The organism is Halalkalicoccus paucihalophilus, assembly GCF_001593955.1.
GTDB classification, from domain to species: Archaea; Halobacteriota; Halobacteria; order Halobacteriales; family Halalkalicoccaceae; genus Halalkalicoccus; species Halalkalicoccus paucihalophilus.
Genome location: NZ_LTAZ01000005.1, coordinates 62143 through 77008 on the forward strand (window position 1 = coordinate 62143; position 14866 = coordinate 77008).

Annotated in this window: 14 protein-coding genes; 5 read left to right on the forward strand and 9 right to left on the reverse strand. The window is 65.1% G+C overall.

Features of this window, described 5'->3' with window-relative positions; all coding sequences use genetic code 11:
* Window positions 1-73 precede the first annotated feature (73 nt).
* The gene (locus HAPAU_RS09795) at window positions 74-859 is read right to left on the reverse strand and encodes a hypothetical protein (RefSeq protein WP_066382119.1); all 786 of its coding nucleotides are present in this window, start codon (window positions 857-859) and stop codon (window positions 74-76) included.
* Between the two features lie 105 nt (window positions 860-964).
* Between HAPAU_RS09795 and HAPAU_RS09800 the strand changes: the two genes are divergently transcribed.
* Complete coding sequence (locus tag HAPAU_RS09800) at window positions 965-1360, forward strand: CopG family ribbon-helix-helix protein (RefSeq protein ID WP_066382121.1); 396 nt, start codon at window positions 965-967, stop codon at window positions 1358-1360.
* A 115-nt stretch (window positions 1361-1475) separates the two neighbouring features.
* Here the strand turns inward: HAPAU_RS09800 and HAPAU_RS09805 are convergent, their stop codons facing one another.
* Window positions 1476-1781, reverse strand: coding sequence for a chorismate mutase (locus tag HAPAU_RS09805; RefSeq protein WP_066382123.1), 306 nt, complete (start codon window positions 1779-1781; stop codon window positions 1476-1478).
* On the reverse strand, window positions 1739-2599 hold the full coding sequence (locus tag HAPAU_RS09810; RefSeq protein ID WP_066382125.1) for a shikimate kinase: 861 nt from the start codon (window positions 2597-2599) through the stop codon (window positions 1739-1741). Before HAPAU_RS09810 ends, HAPAU_RS09805 begins: the two co-directional genes overlap by 43 nt.
* Before the next feature lie 79 nt (window positions 2600-2678).
* Here HAPAU_RS09810 and HAPAU_RS09815 point away from each other — a divergent pair, with 79 nt between their 5' ends.
* Complete coding sequence (locus tag HAPAU_RS09815; protein WP_066383178.1) at window positions 2679-3107, forward strand: DUF5796 family protein; 429 nt, start codon at window positions 2679-2681, stop codon at window positions 3105-3107.
* A gap of 16 nt (window positions 3108-3123) precedes the next feature.
* Here the strand turns inward: HAPAU_RS09815 and HAPAU_RS22780 are convergent, their stop codons facing one another.
* Window positions 3124-3258, reverse strand: a complete 135-nt coding sequence (locus HAPAU_RS22780) for a DUF7128 family protein (protein ID WP_281177879.1) — start codon at window positions 3256-3258, stop codon at window positions 3124-3126.
* A gap of 92 nt (window positions 3259-3350) precedes the next feature.
* Here HAPAU_RS22780 and HAPAU_RS09820 point away from each other — a divergent pair, with 92 nt between their 5' ends.
* The gene (locus tag HAPAU_RS09820) at window positions 3351-5456 is read left to right on the forward strand and encodes a CDC48 family AAA ATPase (RefSeq protein ID WP_066382127.1); all 2106 of its coding nucleotides are present in this window, start codon (window positions 3351-3353) and stop codon (window positions 5454-5456) included.
* Here HAPAU_RS09820 and HAPAU_RS09825 read toward each other — a convergent pair.
* The 5 genes from HAPAU_RS09825 to HAPAU_RS09845 form a co-directional block, all read right to left on the reverse strand.
* Window positions 5453-6118: a protein sorting system archaetidylserine decarboxylase gene (locus tag HAPAU_RS09825; protein ID WP_066382132.1), complete on the reverse strand. Its 666-nt coding sequence runs from the start codon at window positions 6116-6118 to the stop codon at window positions 5453-5455. The genes HAPAU_RS09820 and HAPAU_RS09825 overlap by 4 nt on opposite strands.
* 641 nt (window positions 6119-6759) lie before the next feature.
* Window positions 6760-9603 carry a DEAD/DEAH box helicase gene (locus HAPAU_RS09830; RefSeq protein WP_066382134.1) on the reverse strand — a complete coding sequence of 948 codons (2844 nt, stop codon included), beginning with the start codon at window positions 9601-9603 and terminating at the stop codon, window positions 6760-6762.
* Between the two features lie 48 nt (window positions 9604-9651).
* Window positions 9652-10422 carry a metallophosphoesterase gene (locus tag HAPAU_RS09835; RefSeq protein ID WP_066382137.1) on the reverse strand — a complete coding sequence of 257 codons (771 nt, stop codon included), beginning with the start codon at window positions 10420-10422 and terminating at the stop codon, window positions 9652-9654.
* The gene (locus HAPAU_RS09840; protein WP_066382143.1) at window positions 10422-11948 is read right to left on the reverse strand and encodes a hypothetical protein; all 1527 of its coding nucleotides are present in this window, start codon (window positions 11946-11948) and stop codon (window positions 10422-10424) included. The genes HAPAU_RS09835 and HAPAU_RS09840 overlap by 1 nt, the downstream gene beginning before the upstream one ends.
* The gene (locus tag HAPAU_RS09845) at window positions 11945-13213 is read right to left on the reverse strand and encodes a Single-stranded DNA binding protein (RefSeq protein WP_066382145.1); all 1269 of its coding nucleotides are present in this window, start codon (window positions 13211-13213) and stop codon (window positions 11945-11947) included. The genes HAPAU_RS09840 and HAPAU_RS09845 overlap by 4 nt, the downstream gene beginning before the upstream one ends.
* Window positions 13214-13295: 82 nt before the next feature.
* On the opposite strand from HAPAU_RS09845, the gene HAPAU_RS09850 reads away from it, so the two are divergent.
* Both HAPAU_RS09850 and HAPAU_RS09855 read left to right on the forward strand, forming a co-directional pair.
* On the forward strand, window positions 13296-13958 hold the full coding sequence (locus tag HAPAU_RS09850; RefSeq protein ID WP_066382148.1) for a 2,5-diamino-6-(ribosylamino)-4(3H)-pyrimidinone 5'-phosphate reductase: 663 nt from the start codon (window positions 13296-13298) through the stop codon (window positions 13956-13958).
* A 30-nt stretch (window positions 13959-13988) separates the two neighbouring features.
* Window positions 13989-14591 (forward strand): GNAT family N-acetyltransferase, encoded by a 603-nt coding sequence (locus HAPAU_RS09855; RefSeq protein ID WP_368085884.1) that lies wholly within the window; start codon window positions 13989-13991, stop codon window positions 14589-14591.
* Window positions 14592-14866: the final 275 nt, after the last annotated feature.

Here is a 14866-nt window from a genome sequence, read left to right on the forward strand (position 1 = left end):
GCTGCCGGCTCCTTCGTCCTCGTTCGTGTACTCGAACCACGAAATCGACGCCTCAGGCCGTCCCATATCGAACTCACAACAGTCCAGTGATGAACCCGATTCCCATGATGATGAGAACGGCGGCGGAGAACGCTGGGAGATACGGCGTGTACTTCTCGACTCGCTCCTCGGAGTGCTGATAGCCCGCAATCAACAGCATCGTCAGTCCGACGATACCGACGATGACGGTAATGGCGTACGCGCCCATCAGTTCCAGACAGTAGTTCGATCCGGCACAGAGCGCGATGATCTCGAACTCCTCCTCGTGGGCGAACCCGAGGACGAACGCGAACCACGCGATACCGAGGAGCCCCCGGTCGGCGGCCTCGTCGAGGTCATTGTGTGAGTGTGAGTGGCCACCGATGAATGGGACGAACCCTCTCAGACGGGATATCAGTCCATCGTCGTGGTCGTGCGAATGGCTGTGATGCTCGTCCGAATCGTGGTCGTGGTTATCACTGAGGTTTCCGTGGGAGTGGCCGTGGACGTACTCGCGGATGCCAAGGCCGATAAGCAGTACACCGGCAACGAGGCTGACTGGCCCACCGATTTGGACGCCACCGACTATCGTAACCGGCTCGTTGACCTGTGTGAGGTTGAAGTACTCCTTCGCGTAGAAGAACACCCCGACCATCGCAATACTACTGATGAGGTGGCCGACGCCGAGGATGAAACTCGCCGCGAACCCGTATACCCACTTGTTCGTTTGGTCGAGAGCGTACGATGCGGCAACGGGCCATCCGTGACCCGGCTCGATACCGTGAACTGCACCGAGCGCGACCGCCCCGAGGAGAAGACCGAGAGATTCGCCGTGTAACATCTACGCAAGAGACTCCACCAACGACGTGGATAACGGTTGTTAATACCGAAATGGACGAATCGTCATACGGGGAAACTCTTGTAAAGGCATGACGAGCCAGTAGCTGTGAGAACGAGTTTCAATATTCCCGACGAAGTAATCGAAGAGTTCGACCGGGTGTGGCACGAACAGGAGATCGAAAACAGGTCGCGGGCGGTCAGAGAAGCGATGCTGGAGTACATCGAGTCCCACTCCCGCCTCGAAGAGACGAGCGGTGAAGTCGTTGCGCTTGTCGCCTTTGATTATCGCCACCACGACGTGATACGGGAACTCCACGCCGTCCAACACGACTATCAGGACGTCATCCTCAATACGAGTCATACCCACCAAGGGGAGTGGTGTCTCGAATCGCTGTTCTGCCGGGGGGACGCCAAGCGAGTACGTGAACTGACCTACCGACTCCGCGACTTCGACGCCGTGCGGCGCGTGAAAGCGATGGTAATTCGAGACAACGCCGAATGACGTCCGTCCCGCTGCCCGATTTTTCCGTTTCCCATCCACCCACCGCAGCACAACCGAACAGCGATCGTTGGCACACTCCGTTCCGTTGATGCGAAGCGATAGCGAGCGGTCCCGACTACCTGTTCTCGCGTTGCTCGACCTTGTTCAGTTCGATCAACAACCGGAAGATCGCCTTCACGAGGTTCGAGTCCACCTCGAACTGCTCGGCGTTCCGTCCCGCACGATCCATTACGCGCTGTTCTTGGCTCTCGTCCGTCGTCGGGAGGTCGCGTTCGGCTTTCACTCCCGCGATCGTGTCGGCGACGTAGGTACGCCGGGCGATCAGTTCCACGAGGTCGCTGTCGATCTCCTCGATTTCCTCGCGTAGTTCGTCCAAGCTCACTCCGTCCGCGCGCCCTCGGTCCGCGTCGTCGTTAGCCATGTGGTTCCATCCCGTATCTCCCACTCTTCTCGAAGGTCGGCTAAAACGTGTCGGTCCCCGACCGCGACGTAGCTCGGGCCGGTCCCCGACAGCGACACCCCCTCGACGTCCGGGAGCGCCTCCAGCATCGGCCCGGTCGGAAAGTCGAGCGCCCCACAGAACGCAAAGCCGTTTACCGACATCGCCTGCCCGTAGCGTCCCTGAAGGGCGAGTTCCGCTACGACGTCGGCGATCGGGGAGACCTTCCGGCAGGACTCGACGTCGGCGTCAGCGCTGAAGGCCCGTTCGGGTGGCGTCCAGACCAGCACGTCCCACTCGACGGCCTCGTTGGCGAGCAGTTCGTCCGCCGAGTTGTCCGTGACTGTCACGCCCCCGAGCATGGAGGCAGAAGCGTCGTCGAACGCCCCTGTTACTGTAACCCCAACCTCGCGGGCTGCCCGCACGCCCAGTCGACAGGCTTCGAGGGGATCGGCCTCGACGCCGAGCGCCGCACAGGTCGCGAGTACCGTCGCGTTCGCGGCGGCGCTCGAACTCTTCAGTCCCGCCGCGAGCGGGACCTCGCTTTCGGTTCGCACGAACCCGCCCGATACCTGGCCGTTGACCCCATCACCGTACTCCTCGATCGCGAGTTCGACACAGCGCTCGATCAGCGCGGTATCGGCCTCGGGCGCACCGTCGATCTCGCCGCGTATGTCCTCTGAACCGTCGAGCGAGACGATGGCGGTGGTTTCGAGGTCGATCGCGAACGCTGCGCCCCGCTCGTTCGCCAGCGCGTTGAGGATCGTCCCCGCAGCGGGCGCGTGTGCTCGGCCGTCCATACCGGACCCACTCGAACGCCGTATTTATACTATCGGCTTCGAGCGCGGCGTTTTTCCGCCGGGGCGCGTAGTGAAAGTGATGAGCCAGCGCAGCAACGTCTCGCCCTCGACGCTGGGGATCGAGTTACAGGAAAGCGGCATCGCGGTCACGTACACCGACGGTCGGGAGGTGTTCTACCACGGCATCCCCGAGACGGTTTCGGAGACCCTCAGAACCCCGCCCGGAAAGGAGGTCCATATCCTCGTGACCGACCCCACCGAAACCGAGGGCGTGATGATGTACGTCAACGACCTGAAGACCCACGACGAAGTGCTCGAATCAACCGGCGTCGGGCGTGTCCTCGTCGGTCCTGACGAACGCGAGGAGGTATTCCCAGGGGTCGAGGTCAGGACGGAGAGTCACCGGGTCTTCGTCGATGCCGACCCCGAGATCGCTCGCGGGCGGGTGTTCGTCTTCGCCGAGGACGACATGAGCGAACACTCCTACGAGATGGTCACCGAGGAGTGAGGAGCGAGTCGGCGCGCTACTGGATGTACGAGGGGTCCTCGGAGTCGCAGTTTTGCTCGTGCTGGCGGGCGTCCTTCCGCTCGTCGAACATGAGACCACAGCCCTCACATTCGTACCACGTCCCGTCGTCACGCTCGGTCTGTACCACCATAGCACACAGTGCGACGGGACGGACCAAATGCGTTACGTCGGTTCGTCGCGCGAGTCCGAACGGTAAAGGCGGGTCGGCTCCCACGAACTGACATGAACGAATCGGACGTGACCCTCACGGTCCGCGGCGCCGAAAAGCGCGATGCGGGCCGCGGGGTCGCCCGCCTGCCCGAGGCCGCCCGTCGGGCCCTCTCCGTTCTCAGCGGCGACACCGTCCTCATCGAGGGCGACCGGACCACCGTCGCCAAAGTATGGCCCGCCGGTCCGAGCGCCGAGAGCGGTACGGTACAGATCGACGCCGACACCCGCGCGAACGCCGGCGTGAGTATCGGCGACGCCGTCAGCGTACGAAAACAGACCGTCGAGGACGCGGAATCGGTCACGATCACACCTCCGGTATCGATCTCCGCGGAGGACGCAGAAAGCGTCGAACGGGCGATCAAACGCGACCTCCGGGACCGTCCCGTCCGCACCGGCGAACGGGTGCGCATCGAGCGATTGGGCGTGGGTCCGTTCTCAATCACCGACACCGATCCCGAAGGAACCGTCAGGATCACCGACTCCACCCGAGTAACGGTGCCGGCGGACGTCGAGTCGACGGAGAGCGCCGAGAGCACGGGCGACGGCCGGATCAGCTACGAGGACATCGGTGGCCTCGACGAGGAACTCGACCTCGTCCGGGAGATGATCGAACTGCCGCTCTCGGAACCCGAACTCTTCCGACAGGTGGGAATCGACGCCCCGAAAGGCGTCCTTCTCTACGGGCCGCCCGGAACGGGGAAAACGCTGATCGCCCGTGCGGTGGCAAACGAGGTCGACGCCAGCTTCCACACCGTTTCGGGCCCGGAGATCATGTCCAAATACAAGGGCGAGAGCGAAGAACAGCTCCGGGAGGTCTTCGAGAAGGCCAGGGAGAGTTCGCCGGCGATCGTCTTCTTCGACGAGATCGATTCGGTGGCAGGGAAGCGCGACGACTCGGGCGACGTCGAGAACCGCGTGGTCGCCCAACTCCTGTCCCTGATGGACGGCCTCGACGCCCGCGGTGACGTGGTCGTCATCGGCGCGACTAATAGAGTGGACTCGCTCGATCCGGCGCTACGCCGGGGCGGACGCTTCGACAGGGAGATCGAGATCGGGGTCCCGGACGCCGTGGGGCGGCGGGAGATCTTCGAGGTCCACACCAGAGGTATGCCGCTTGCCGAGGACGTCTCGCTGGACCGCCTCGCCGAACACACCTACGGTTTCGTCGGCGCGGACATTCACGCACTCGCGACCGAAGCGGGTATGAACGCCCTGCGGCGCTTTCGGACTGACGGCGGGACGCTTGCCGACCTGACGGTCACCCGTACGGACTTCGATAGTGCCCGCGCCGCGGTCGACCCCTCGGCGATGCGCGAGTTCGTTGCCGAAGCCCCACAGACCGACTTCTCGGACGTCGGCGGGTTAGACGACGCGAAACGGACTTTACAGGAGGCTATCGAGTGGCCGCTGTCGTATACCGAGCTGTTCGAGAAAACCGCCACCGAACCGCCGTCCGGCGTACTTCTCTATGGCCCGCCGGGCACCGGAAAGACGCTCTTGGCCCGCGCGATCGCGAGCGAGAGCGGGGTCAATTTTATACATGTTGCCGGTCCCGAACTGCTGGATCGCTACGTCGGCGAGAGCGAGAAGGCCGTGAGAAAAGTGTTCGAGCGCGCGAGACAGGCCGCCCCGTCGATCGTGTTCTTCGACGAGATCGATGCGCTGGCCGCCGAACGCGGACAGGGCCACGAGGTGACCGAGCGAGTGGTTTCCCAGCTCCTGACCGAACTCGACGGGCTCGCGGATAACCCGAACCTGGTGGTGCTCGCCGCGACCAACCGGAAGGAAGCGCTCGACCGGGCGCTGATCCGTCCCGGCCGCCTCGAAGCGCATATCGAGGTGCCGGCACCCGACGAGACCGGTCGCCGGGCGATTCTGGAGATCCATACCCGCGAGAAGCCGCTTTCCGAGGACGTGGATCTCGACGCACTGGCGAGCGAACTCGACGACTACACCGGCGCGGATCTCGCGGCACTGTGTCGGGCCGCCTCGATGCGTGCCATCCGTGAGGTCGCAAGCGAGTACGGCCCCGAGGAGGCGATCGATCGGGCCGACGAGATACGGATCCGGAAGGAACACTTCGAGGCCGCACGCGCGGGGATCGAGCCCTCGCATTAGTCGGCGGCTTCGGCGTTGCCCGCGTTTTCGGCTTCGTCGGCGCTCTCGGGCCACTCCCACTCGTCGTTGGCCCCCGGTGGACTCGCGATCTTGGTCTCACCGGCCGTGACCTTCTCGCCGCGCTCGATTCGCAGATCAGCGTAATGGATCTCGGGCGGCAACAGGACGTCCACCCGGCTCCCGAAGGCGATGTGACCGAGTCGCTCGGCGCGCTCTACCTCGTCGCCTTCCTCGACATAGGGAGTAATCCGGCGGGCGAAGGCACCCGCAATGAGGGTTACCTCGCTGTCCTCGAACCCGACGTGGACCTTCTCGTTTCTGTCCGACTCCTTCGAGAACGCGGGGCGATAGCCGCCCGACTCGTGTTCGACGCGCTTGACAGTGCCGTCGTCGGGCGCGCGCACCACGTGGACGTCGTGGACGTTCATGAAGATGCAGACTCTCAGTTGATCCCCCTCGGTTCGGATCTCCGAGACTGTGCCGTCGGCGGGCGAGACGATCCCCGTAAAGGGCGGGGTGCGTTCGGGATCCCGGAAGAAAAACAGGGTGAACGCGGCACCGATCACGAACAGCCCTCCAAGGGTCGGACTGACGATGAAGGCCGGAAACGCGAGCAACAACAGGGGAACGGCGTACCACCACACACCCGAGGCAAACTTCATGGCCCGCGATTCAACCCCCTGTCATACGGGTCTTTCGCTTGCCCGACCCGATGGGGGCTGTACGACTCGCCAGTGCATCGATACGTCCGGCCGACGGAGAACGGGGTCATCTTTTTACTGTGCGGTCGCTATCGTACAGTGGGTCGTCTCGGCGCGAAAACCGGACACGGGGACCGTCGAATCGGATCGGAATTCTGTCAGAGGCACCGATGTCTCCCGTCCGCGGCGACCCAACCGGACCGGACTGGTGATATCTTCCACCCCGGTTCGAAGGTCCGCGGTCGCCACCGTCCCTTGATCGTTGAACCCCAAGTCAGTTCATCATAAACTGTGAGATTATAGCGACGAATCCGCTCAATAGTTAGCCCCGAACGCCCTTCGACAGGCTGCCACGCACGTTATCGTCCTCGACGTGGTCGAACAGCGCCCGTAGATCATCCGTTCAGTGCTCTGAGGAGGGTGATAATGGTGGGCTGGAGTACGCACGAACTCCTCGGCCACGTCCGGAGTCGCCAGCGGCGTTCCGGGCGGTGCAAGACCCACAGAACGTCTCGACGACGTCCGATAACGACGGTGGGACGACTCACCCAGTTCCGTCATCACGAACGGGCGAATGTTTCCGTCAACAGAAATCCTGCTACTCAGTCCCAGAACGCCTGCGTTCGGGCGTACTCGCGCTCCTTTTCGAGGATGTCCCTGTAGAAATCGTCCTCGCTCTCGCGGTGGTTGTTAATGATGTAGGCGGCGTTGCGGGGCCCGACCCCGCGGGCGGCGAGTGCGATCACCGCCTGCTTGCCGTGGCCCTGGACGAGGCTCGCGGCCGTGTACGCCCGCCGCGTCGCCTTCTCCTCCTCTGCGTCCTTGTTCCCTTTCCGCACGGCCTCGACGACCTCCTCGGCCCACGGGTTGAGTGCGGCGACCATCGTCGAACCACAGTTGGGACACTCGGGCTTCTCACTCACTCGCTCGACCTTCTGCGTACGGTCCCACTCCTTACAGTGCAGACAGGCCAACAGCACGCGGTCCTCCTTGATGCGCTCGCGCACCGTCTCGATCACGCTCGCGTCGGCGTTCTCGGGCGAGAGGAGTTCGGTGCTCGACGAGCGCCCCCCGATTCCTAACGGAGTTCGCTCGCCGACGCGCTCGATAGAGAGGTCGCCCGAACGGATCCGCTCGAGAACCCGGGCCGCACCGGATACGTCCAGATCCTCGTGGAACACCTCTCTGATCGCTTCCTCGTACATCGGGGTGTCCTCGAGTGCGCCGAGCAGGCGGTCCATCGAGATCGAGCCCCGCGAACCCTGCCAGGATTTGAGCGCGCCGAACTTCGCGGCGACCTGCGCGAGGCGGAACTTCAGGGCGTCCGAGTTCTTCAGGCTGAGCTCGATCAGCGCCTCGACGTGCTCGGGGTCGGTTTCCTCGAGCACCTCGACCACGTCGCGGGCGGCGATCCCCGAGGGAACGGTGAGTTCGATCCGGTACGGGTCGGTTTCGAGCCCGACCGACGACCCCGTTTTCTGGCCCAGAAGCGCCGAGAGAAGCCTTCCTAGAGTCTCGTTTACCTTGTGGCCGAAGCAGGCATTGACCACGATCGTCCCCCCCGAAAACTCGATCAACAGCCGGTTCTCCGCCGGGATCGGGTGGCCGGCCTCGACGTGGCGCTCGACTGGTTCGAGCGCCTCGCTCGCGGTGTGGAGGTCGGTCGGGTAGCGTGAGACGAACTCGCGGGCGACCGACTCGCGGGAGGCACCGCCCGAAAACTGCGGGGCCGCGACCCGACGGAGTTCGCCGACGTTCTCGGCGACTGCTTGGGGAACCGGGATCTCCTGGCCGACCCACGAGGGGATCTCGCCGGTCGGGTTCTCGACGGGGCTCACCCGCACTTTCTCCTCTTCCTCGTCGATCTCGACGATCCGCCACATCTCTCCCCGTTGAATGAACGTCGCGCCCGGCTCGGCGAACGTGGTGACGAAGCGCTCGTCGAGGGTGCCGACCCCGCGGCCGCTCGCGACGTCGCGGACCTCGAAGGTCGCCTCGTCGGGGATCATCGAGAGGTTCGCATACACGTACTGCCACGTCCCGCCCGACTTCTCCAGGCTGTCGGCGCCCTCGTCGAGCCAGAGGATCCTGTTGCTGCTCAGCTCCCGAACCACCTCCCGGAACGTCTCCTCGGGTAGGTCGGCGAAGGGTGCCGCGTGGGTTGCGATCCCATAGGCCTCTCTAGCACTGATATCGCCGTGGCCCATCACCAGTCCCGTGATCTGATTCGCGAGGGTATCGAGGCTCCCGGTGTGGATCTCGGCGGGTTCGACGTCGCCCCGCCGGGCGCGGTCGACGATCGCGAGCGCCTCCAGGGCGTCGTCGGGGCTCGTCGCGATCACGGTGCCCCGCGAGACCTGATCGCTTCGGTGGCCCGCCCGGCCGACGCGCTGGAGCAGGCGCGAGACCTCGCGGGGACTCGCGTACTGGACGACGTGGTCGACCTGCCCCACGTCGATCCCGAGTTCCATCGAGGAGGTACACAACAACCCGTCGAGCTCGCCGGCCTTGAACGCGTCCTCGACCTCGATTCGGGCCTCCTTCGAGAGCGAGCCGTGATGGACCCCGATGTTCGCCTCCAGCACGTTGAACCGCGAGCCCAGCGCCTCCGCGGTTTGGCGCGTATTGACGAAGATCAGTGTGGACTCGTTCTCCTCGACGACTTCTCGAATCGCTCGCACGTGGCTCGCCATCTCGGGTTCGGTGACGAGTTCGCTTGCGAGCCCCTCGTCGCCGGGTTCGATCTCGGGAGTGAGCACGCGCAGATCGAGCCGGCTCCCCGCCTCCACCTCGCAGATCTCGCAGGGCCGGTTCCCCGTCAGGAAGGCGCCCACCGACTCGGGATCCCCGACGGTCGCCGAGAGGCCGATTCGCTGGAAGTCGCCCGCGAGTTCGACCAGCCGTTCGAGGGCGATCGCCATCTGCGCGCCGCGTTTCGAGGCAGCGAGTTCGTGGACCTCGTCGACGACGACGAATTCGATGTCCGAGAGGGCCTCCCGGAGCTTCGAGCCGGTCAGCATCGCCTGCACCGTTTCGGGAGTCGTCACGAGCACGTCCGGCGGGTCGTTGGCCTGTTTCTGGCGCTGGTAGTCCGAGGTATCGCCGTGGCGCACCGCGATTTCGATTTCCAATCGCTCGCCCCACCAATCGAGGCGTTCGCGCATGTCGCGGTTCAGCGCCCGCAGCGGCGTGATGTACAGTGCCGAGAGCCCGAAGGGAGTCTCCGAGCGGGCGATCGAATCGAACACCGGCAACATGGCGGTCTCGGTCTTGCCGGTCCCAGTGGGCGCGATCACGAGCGCGTTCTCCCCGGCGGCAAGCGGCGCGATCGCTGCGCGTTGGGGCGCTGTCGGCGTCTGAAACCCTCGCTCGGAGAGCGCTGCCCGGACCTCGCTGCCGAGGTGTGTGAAGGCCGCAGAACCCGACGCGGCCCGCTGTTCGCTCATCGGATCTCGTACGTGTCGGAGGAAAGTAAGCGCGTTGCCTGCCCGCTCTCAAACCGCCTCGTAGGGTCCCAGCCGCGTTCCGTCGAGCAGGTACGCCTCGCCCCCGTCCAACCCATCGGGCAAAAACGGACAAAGAAAGTCCTGACCGACATTGACCCACGTCCCGCCCATCAGTTCGTTGAAGGCCGGGAACACGACCAGATCGGTGTCCGTCCACGCGCCCACGCGATCCGCGAACGGCTCCCGGGAAAGCGCTCCCCGGAGCCACACCCGTTCGGTGCGAGTGCCGCCGACCTCGTCGGTCAGCCTGACCTGCGGGTGTTCGTGACCCACACAGACCACCCGGGCACCGAGCACCTCCGGTACGGGCCAGCTGTGGCCGTGGCAAAAGCCCACGTCGCCGAGCCGACAGCCCCCACCCGAGGTAACGGTCACCTCCGGGATCTCGCCCGGCGTCCGAGGCGAGCGCGCGTTCTCGACGATTGACTCGATGTCGCCGTCGTGGTTACCCTTGACGATCGTCACGGGAACAGTGAGGGATTCGAGGAAGACCTCGATCTCGCCGCGCTCCGCGCCGCCCGGCCCGCCGATCGAGTGCATGAAGTCACCGAGGATCACGAGCCGGTCGGCGTCCGTCTCGCCCAACAATTGTTGGACGTGCTCGCGGCGTTGTTCGGCGCGGCTCGCGACCTCAACGCCGTTCTCGTAGCGAAGCGCCCCCTCGATCCCGGCGTGGAAGTCCGCGAGGACGACCGCGCGCTCCCCGGCGAGGTCCGCCGTCGCGGCAGGCTCTTCGGTAACTGGCTCGACGAGCGCCATCAGATCGGCTTCAACACGTCGTCCTGGGGCTCGTAACACCGTCCGCTCAACAGCGCGCTCTCGATGGCCTCGTCGACTTCCTCGGGAGCGACGCCGGCCTCGCTCGCGACCCGTTCGATTACTTCCTCGCGATCCGCGCCGTCGCCCTCGGCGAGTTCTTTCATCACGGTCATCGCCCGATCCTCGATGTCGGCCTCGCCGTCGTCCGACGCTGGCGTCCCGTCCGCATCGTCCGGTTCGGCGTCAGTCGGTTCGGCCGCGGCGGCCGTCGCCTCCGGTTCCTCGGCTTCCGCCCCCGAATCGAGTTCGGAATCGGCGCCCGGTTCGGCGACTTCTTCCGGTGCCGGTTCGGGCGTGTCGATGTCTGCCTCGCCGGGTTCTTCGACCTCGTTGCCCGAGGCGAAGTCCATGTCGAACTCGGATTCGATCTCGGCGCGTTCTTCGGGATCGAACTCGTAGAGGTCGTCCTCGTCGGCCACGGCCACGTCGGGTTCCGAGTCAGCTTCGGGAACCGACTCGGCATCGGTCTCCGAATCGGAATCCGTCTCCGCGACACTGAAATCCCCGAGGTCGTCCGTTTTCGCTTCGTCTTCCGGTTCGGACTCGTCACTCGTCGTCTCAGTACTGCCCGTCTCGCCCGTCTCCACCTCGGGGTCGAGTTCGGTAGATCCCGTGTCAGCTGGCTCCGACCCGTCGATATCCGAATCGAACTGGGATTCTGTCGCCGTGTCCCCGCTGTGTTCGGTGGTCGGGTCGGGTCCGGACGGTCCGTTCGTGGCGGTCGAGGGTTCGTCGGCGCTTGGTTCACTGGCCGCGGCCTTCCTGTCCTGCAGATCAGCGAGGTCCACGGCTCGACCGTCGTCCCCGTCCGGGTCGATGGCGGGCGCAGCGACCTCCTCGACCTCGCCGGCGACGAGCCGCGCGGCGTCGAGCGCCGTGTCGCGGAGTGACGCGAGATACGCGGGCGTCGTTCCGTACTCCTCGCGGGCGAGGCCGATCCCGCCCGTCGGATCGCTCTCTCCACCCCCGAGAGCGCCCGCGAACTCGCCGATCCGCCCGAGGGTGTGTGCTGCGGCCTGTACCGTCCAGCGGTCCCGCGTCTCGGCGTCGACCTCGGCGATGCTCTCGGGTCGAACCGAGGTGTAGACTCGCTCCGAGTCCTCCGGTTGGAAGGTGTTCGCCTTCCCCGTGACCGCGACGAACGTCGGTGGTTCGGCCCGTTCGAGGAACGCCAGCGCGTCGGGCTGGTACTGACCGGCATACACGACGAACGCGCCCGTCGGGTCGACCACGCGGGCACGCACCACGTCGTCGTTGACCCGCTCGACCTCGGTGAGTACGCCCACGACGAACAGGCGGTTGACCCGCGCGCCCGTCGGCGTGATCACGTATTTGGGCGCGCGCTCCTCGTCGCTGTCGGCGTATTCGAGCGAGGCGGCGTCGAACTCCGTCGCGAACAGGCGGTGGGCGATTTCTCGAGTACCGGGACCGGAGTCGCCGCCGGAGGCGCCCTCGCTGTCGCTCATTCGGCCACCTCCGCGAGCAGCGTCCGTGCACGCTCGGCCGGCGATTCAGCCACCTCGCCGAACTCGCTTGCGTTCAGGTTCGCGCCGTACTCGTCGACGCTGAGCGACCCCCGAATGGAGTACTCCCGTCCGACGAGCCGCTCGCGGATCGAGTCGGCGACGACCTCTTGGTCCATCGCATCACGGGCCTGCTCGCGGGCGTCGTCGATATCGCCGCCGTAAATCTCGCGGGTGAGGTCGGTTCCCAAAATCGCGGTGACAGTGCCGGTTCCGTCGTCGAGGATCGCCTTCACCCGGAGGTCGTCCTCGCCCTCGACCTGGCCGTGACTTCGACACTGGCCCTTCTGGACTACGCGCCCGCACTCGGGACAGCGCTGGATCAGCCCCGACCCGTCCCGAACCGCGACGATCGTTCCCACTACCTCGACGTCGAACGCCCCACAGCTCTCGACTGCCTCGCCGATCGCCTTTCGGGGTGCCGAGTCGCTGACCTCGATCGCCCGGTCGAGTTCCGTGACCGTGGTGAACTCCGAACAGTTGACCGAGGGGACGCCCCGGAACTCACGGATGTAGACGTTCTCGAAACGCAGGTCCACACCCGCCTCGATCTCGTCCCGTGGCTCCCAGTCGGTAAACGGCAGCCGGGCGCTCTCGTCGGCGAGCACGCCCGAGAGGATCTCGGCTTCGCCGTCCCGACCGTCGATCGTTCGGGTCTCGACTTCGAGGACACGGGCCTCGACGGCCAGTCCCCGGTCGCCCGGTTCGACGCTCGCGAGGTCGGCTTCGCCGCCGATCTCGTGGGGGACGTCGAGGGACTCGTCCTCGAAGACGAGCGTGGTCGATTCCCCGAGATTGAGTTCGGGGTGGCCGTCCCACTCCCGTACCCCCGCGTTACCGGCGGTGATCGTATCACCGGGCGAGAGGCCGAAGTCCTCCCAGGCGGTGTAGTCGATCGTTCCACTCGAATCGGCGAGCACCCCTTCGGTAATGACTTGTTCGTTGCCCTGATACCTGATCGAGCGCTTGCCCGCCGTCAGCACCCGGCCGGTGACGGTAACGGTACTGTCGGCGGTGGTGATCTCGCCGATCGATTTGGATTCGGGCTCTCCGCCCGCCGAGCCGTCGCCGTACTTCCGGCGGAGGCTATCGACGGCCTCGTCCATCGGCACGCTGTAGGAAACGAGGTTTTCGAGATCCTGTTTGACCTCCTCTTTGTCGATACCGAGGTCGGAGGCGAGCGCCTCGGCACGTTCTTCTACGCTCATCACCCTCTGTTTGAGCGCGGTCGAGTATAAACGATTGCCCGCCGGGCCGAAAGTGGTTTTCGCTACCCCGCGTAGAGCCGGTATGCACGTCCTCGTCAACGCCGCGACCAGCGCCGACGGGAAGCTCTCGAGTCGCCGACGCGAACAGATCGCGATCAGTGGTCCCGCCGACTTCGATCGGGTCGATTCCCTCAGAGCCGACAGCGACGCCGTCATGGTCGGGATCGGAACCGTACTGGCCGACGACCCACATCTCACGGTCAACGAGTCCACCAGTGTAGCCCGAGAGGAACGCGGCGACCCATCACACCCCGCGCGGGTCGTCGCGGACTCGCGGGCACGCACGCCCTCGGATGCACGGATCGTCGACGACGCCGCAACCACCTATCTACTCGTCAGCGAGGCGGCACCCACTGACCGGATCAAGGCGCTCCGAGAGACGGGCGCGGAGGTCATCGTCGCCGGCGAGGAGCGCGTCGCCCTCCCCGAAGCACTCTCGGAACTCGAATCACGTGAAATCGAGCGGTTGATGGTCGAGGGCGGGGGCGAACTGATCTTCTCGCTGTTCGAGGCCGGACTGGTCGACAAACTCTCGGTCTTCGTCGGCCCCCTGGTCATCGGGGGCCGGGAGGCCCCGACGCTGGCCGACGGCGAGGGGTTCGTCGATGGGTTCCCCGACCTCTCGCTCGAATCGGTCGAGCGGATCGACGCGGGGGTCCTTCTCCGCTGGCGGGTTCGCCCGTAGGTTTTTCACGCCGTAGCGAGCGAATGGGGTATGTCGTCGCTGTTCCCCGACCGCATCGAAACCGAGCACCTCGCCCTCGAACCCCTCCATGAGTCGGTCGATCCGCTCGATTTCTACCGGATCTGCTCGTCCGATCCCGGCATCGAGGAGGTGACCGAACACCTCCCGTGGGAGCCGCATTCGACGCCGAAGGAAACGATCGACTTCCTCGAGGACGTCGAGTCGCAGTACACCTCCTCTCGGGGGGTCCAGTACGTCGTTCGACCCCGAGGAGGCGAATCCGAGGGCGAGATCGCTGGCGCAACCGGGTTGACCGTCGACTGGGAGCGTCGGACGGGCACGCTGGGCCTGTGGCTCCGAAAGCGGTTCTGGGGCCGAGGGAACTCCAGCGAACGGGCGAGCGCCCTGATCGAATTGGCGTTCGATCGGTTGGATCTGGAACTCGTCGCGGTAACGCACGCTGATGGCAACGGGCGATCGAAACGCGCGATCGAGAAGTACGTCGAGGCTCACGACGGCGAGTACGACGGTATCCTCCGAAACTGGGACACTACCGGCGATTCGCCGCGTGATATGCACCGCTATACGATACCGTGGAAGAAGACGGATCGGCCCGGCACCTCTGGGGGCTGACGGCCGCACGTACGATCACCGGAGGTGTCTCGGTGACGAACGCTCCGTTTCGGCTGTCTCGATCGAAGCCGGGAATAGAAGAAGGGACGAGCGGGTTCGTCCCCATCCACCTTCGTTAGTCCACGCTGGCTCACACCAGCGCATTCTCCTATCGTTATCCTAATATGATAAATAATTCGATATCGGTCTTCCGCCCATCACCGTGGCCGTTCGTCGACCGCACCGGCTACCGCGTTTCCCGACGGAGGATCGACGGGATATTTGGCGGGGTGGGC

Excerpts from the sequence above, each read along its gene's own strand:
- HAPAU_RS09795 (WP_066382119.1), bottom strand. The coding sequence starts at position 859 with ATGTTACACGGCGAATCTCTCGGTCTTCTCCTCGGGGCGGTCGCGCTC.
- HAPAU_RS09805 (WP_066382123.1), bottom strand. The coding sequence starts at position 1,781 with ATGGCTAACGACGACGCGGACCGAGGGCGCGCGGACGGAGTGAGCTTG.
- HAPAU_RS09810 (WP_066382125.1), bottom strand. The coding sequence starts at position 2,599 with ATGGACGGCCGAGCACACGCGCCCGCTGCGGGGACGATCCTCAACGCG.
- HAPAU_RS09815 (WP_066383178.1), top strand. The coding sequence starts at position 2,679 with ATGAGCCAGCGCAGCAACGTCTCGCCCTCGACGCTGGGGATCGAGTTA.
- HAPAU_RS22780 (WP_281177879.1), bottom strand. The coding sequence starts at position 3,258 with ATGGTGGTACAGACCGAGCGTGACGACGGGACGTGGTACGAATGTGAG.
- HAPAU_RS09820 (WP_066382127.1), top strand. The coding sequence starts at position 3,351 with ATGAACGAATCGGACGTGACCCTCACGGTCCGCGGCGCCGAAAAGCGC.
- HAPAU_RS09825 (WP_066382132.1), bottom strand. The coding sequence starts at position 6,118 with ATGAAGTTTGCCTCGGGTGTGTGGTGGTACGCCGTTCCCCTGTTGTTG.
- HAPAU_RS09830 (WP_066382134.1), bottom strand. The coding sequence starts at position 9,603 with ATGAGCGAACAGCGGGCCGCGTCGGGTTCTGCGGCCTTCACACACCTC.
- HAPAU_RS09835 (WP_066382137.1), bottom strand. The coding sequence starts at position 10,422 with ATGGCGCTCGTCGAGCCAGTTACCGAAGAGCCTGCCGCGACGGCGGAC.
- HAPAU_RS09840 (WP_066382143.1), bottom strand. The coding sequence starts at position 11,948 with ATGAGCGACAGCGAGGGCGCCTCCGGCGGCGACTCCGGTCCCGGTACT.
- HAPAU_RS09845 (WP_066382145.1), bottom strand. The coding sequence starts at position 13,213 with ATGAGCGTAGAAGAACGTGCCGAGGCGCTCGCCTCCGACCTCGGTATC.
- HAPAU_RS09850 (WP_066382148.1), top strand. The coding sequence starts at position 13,296 with ATGCACGTCCTCGTCAACGCCGCGACCAGCGCCGACGGGAAGCTCTCG.
- HAPAU_RS09855 (WP_368085884.1), top strand. The coding sequence starts at position 13,989 with ATGTCGTCGCTGTTCCCCGACCGCATCGAAACCGAGCACCTCGCCCTC.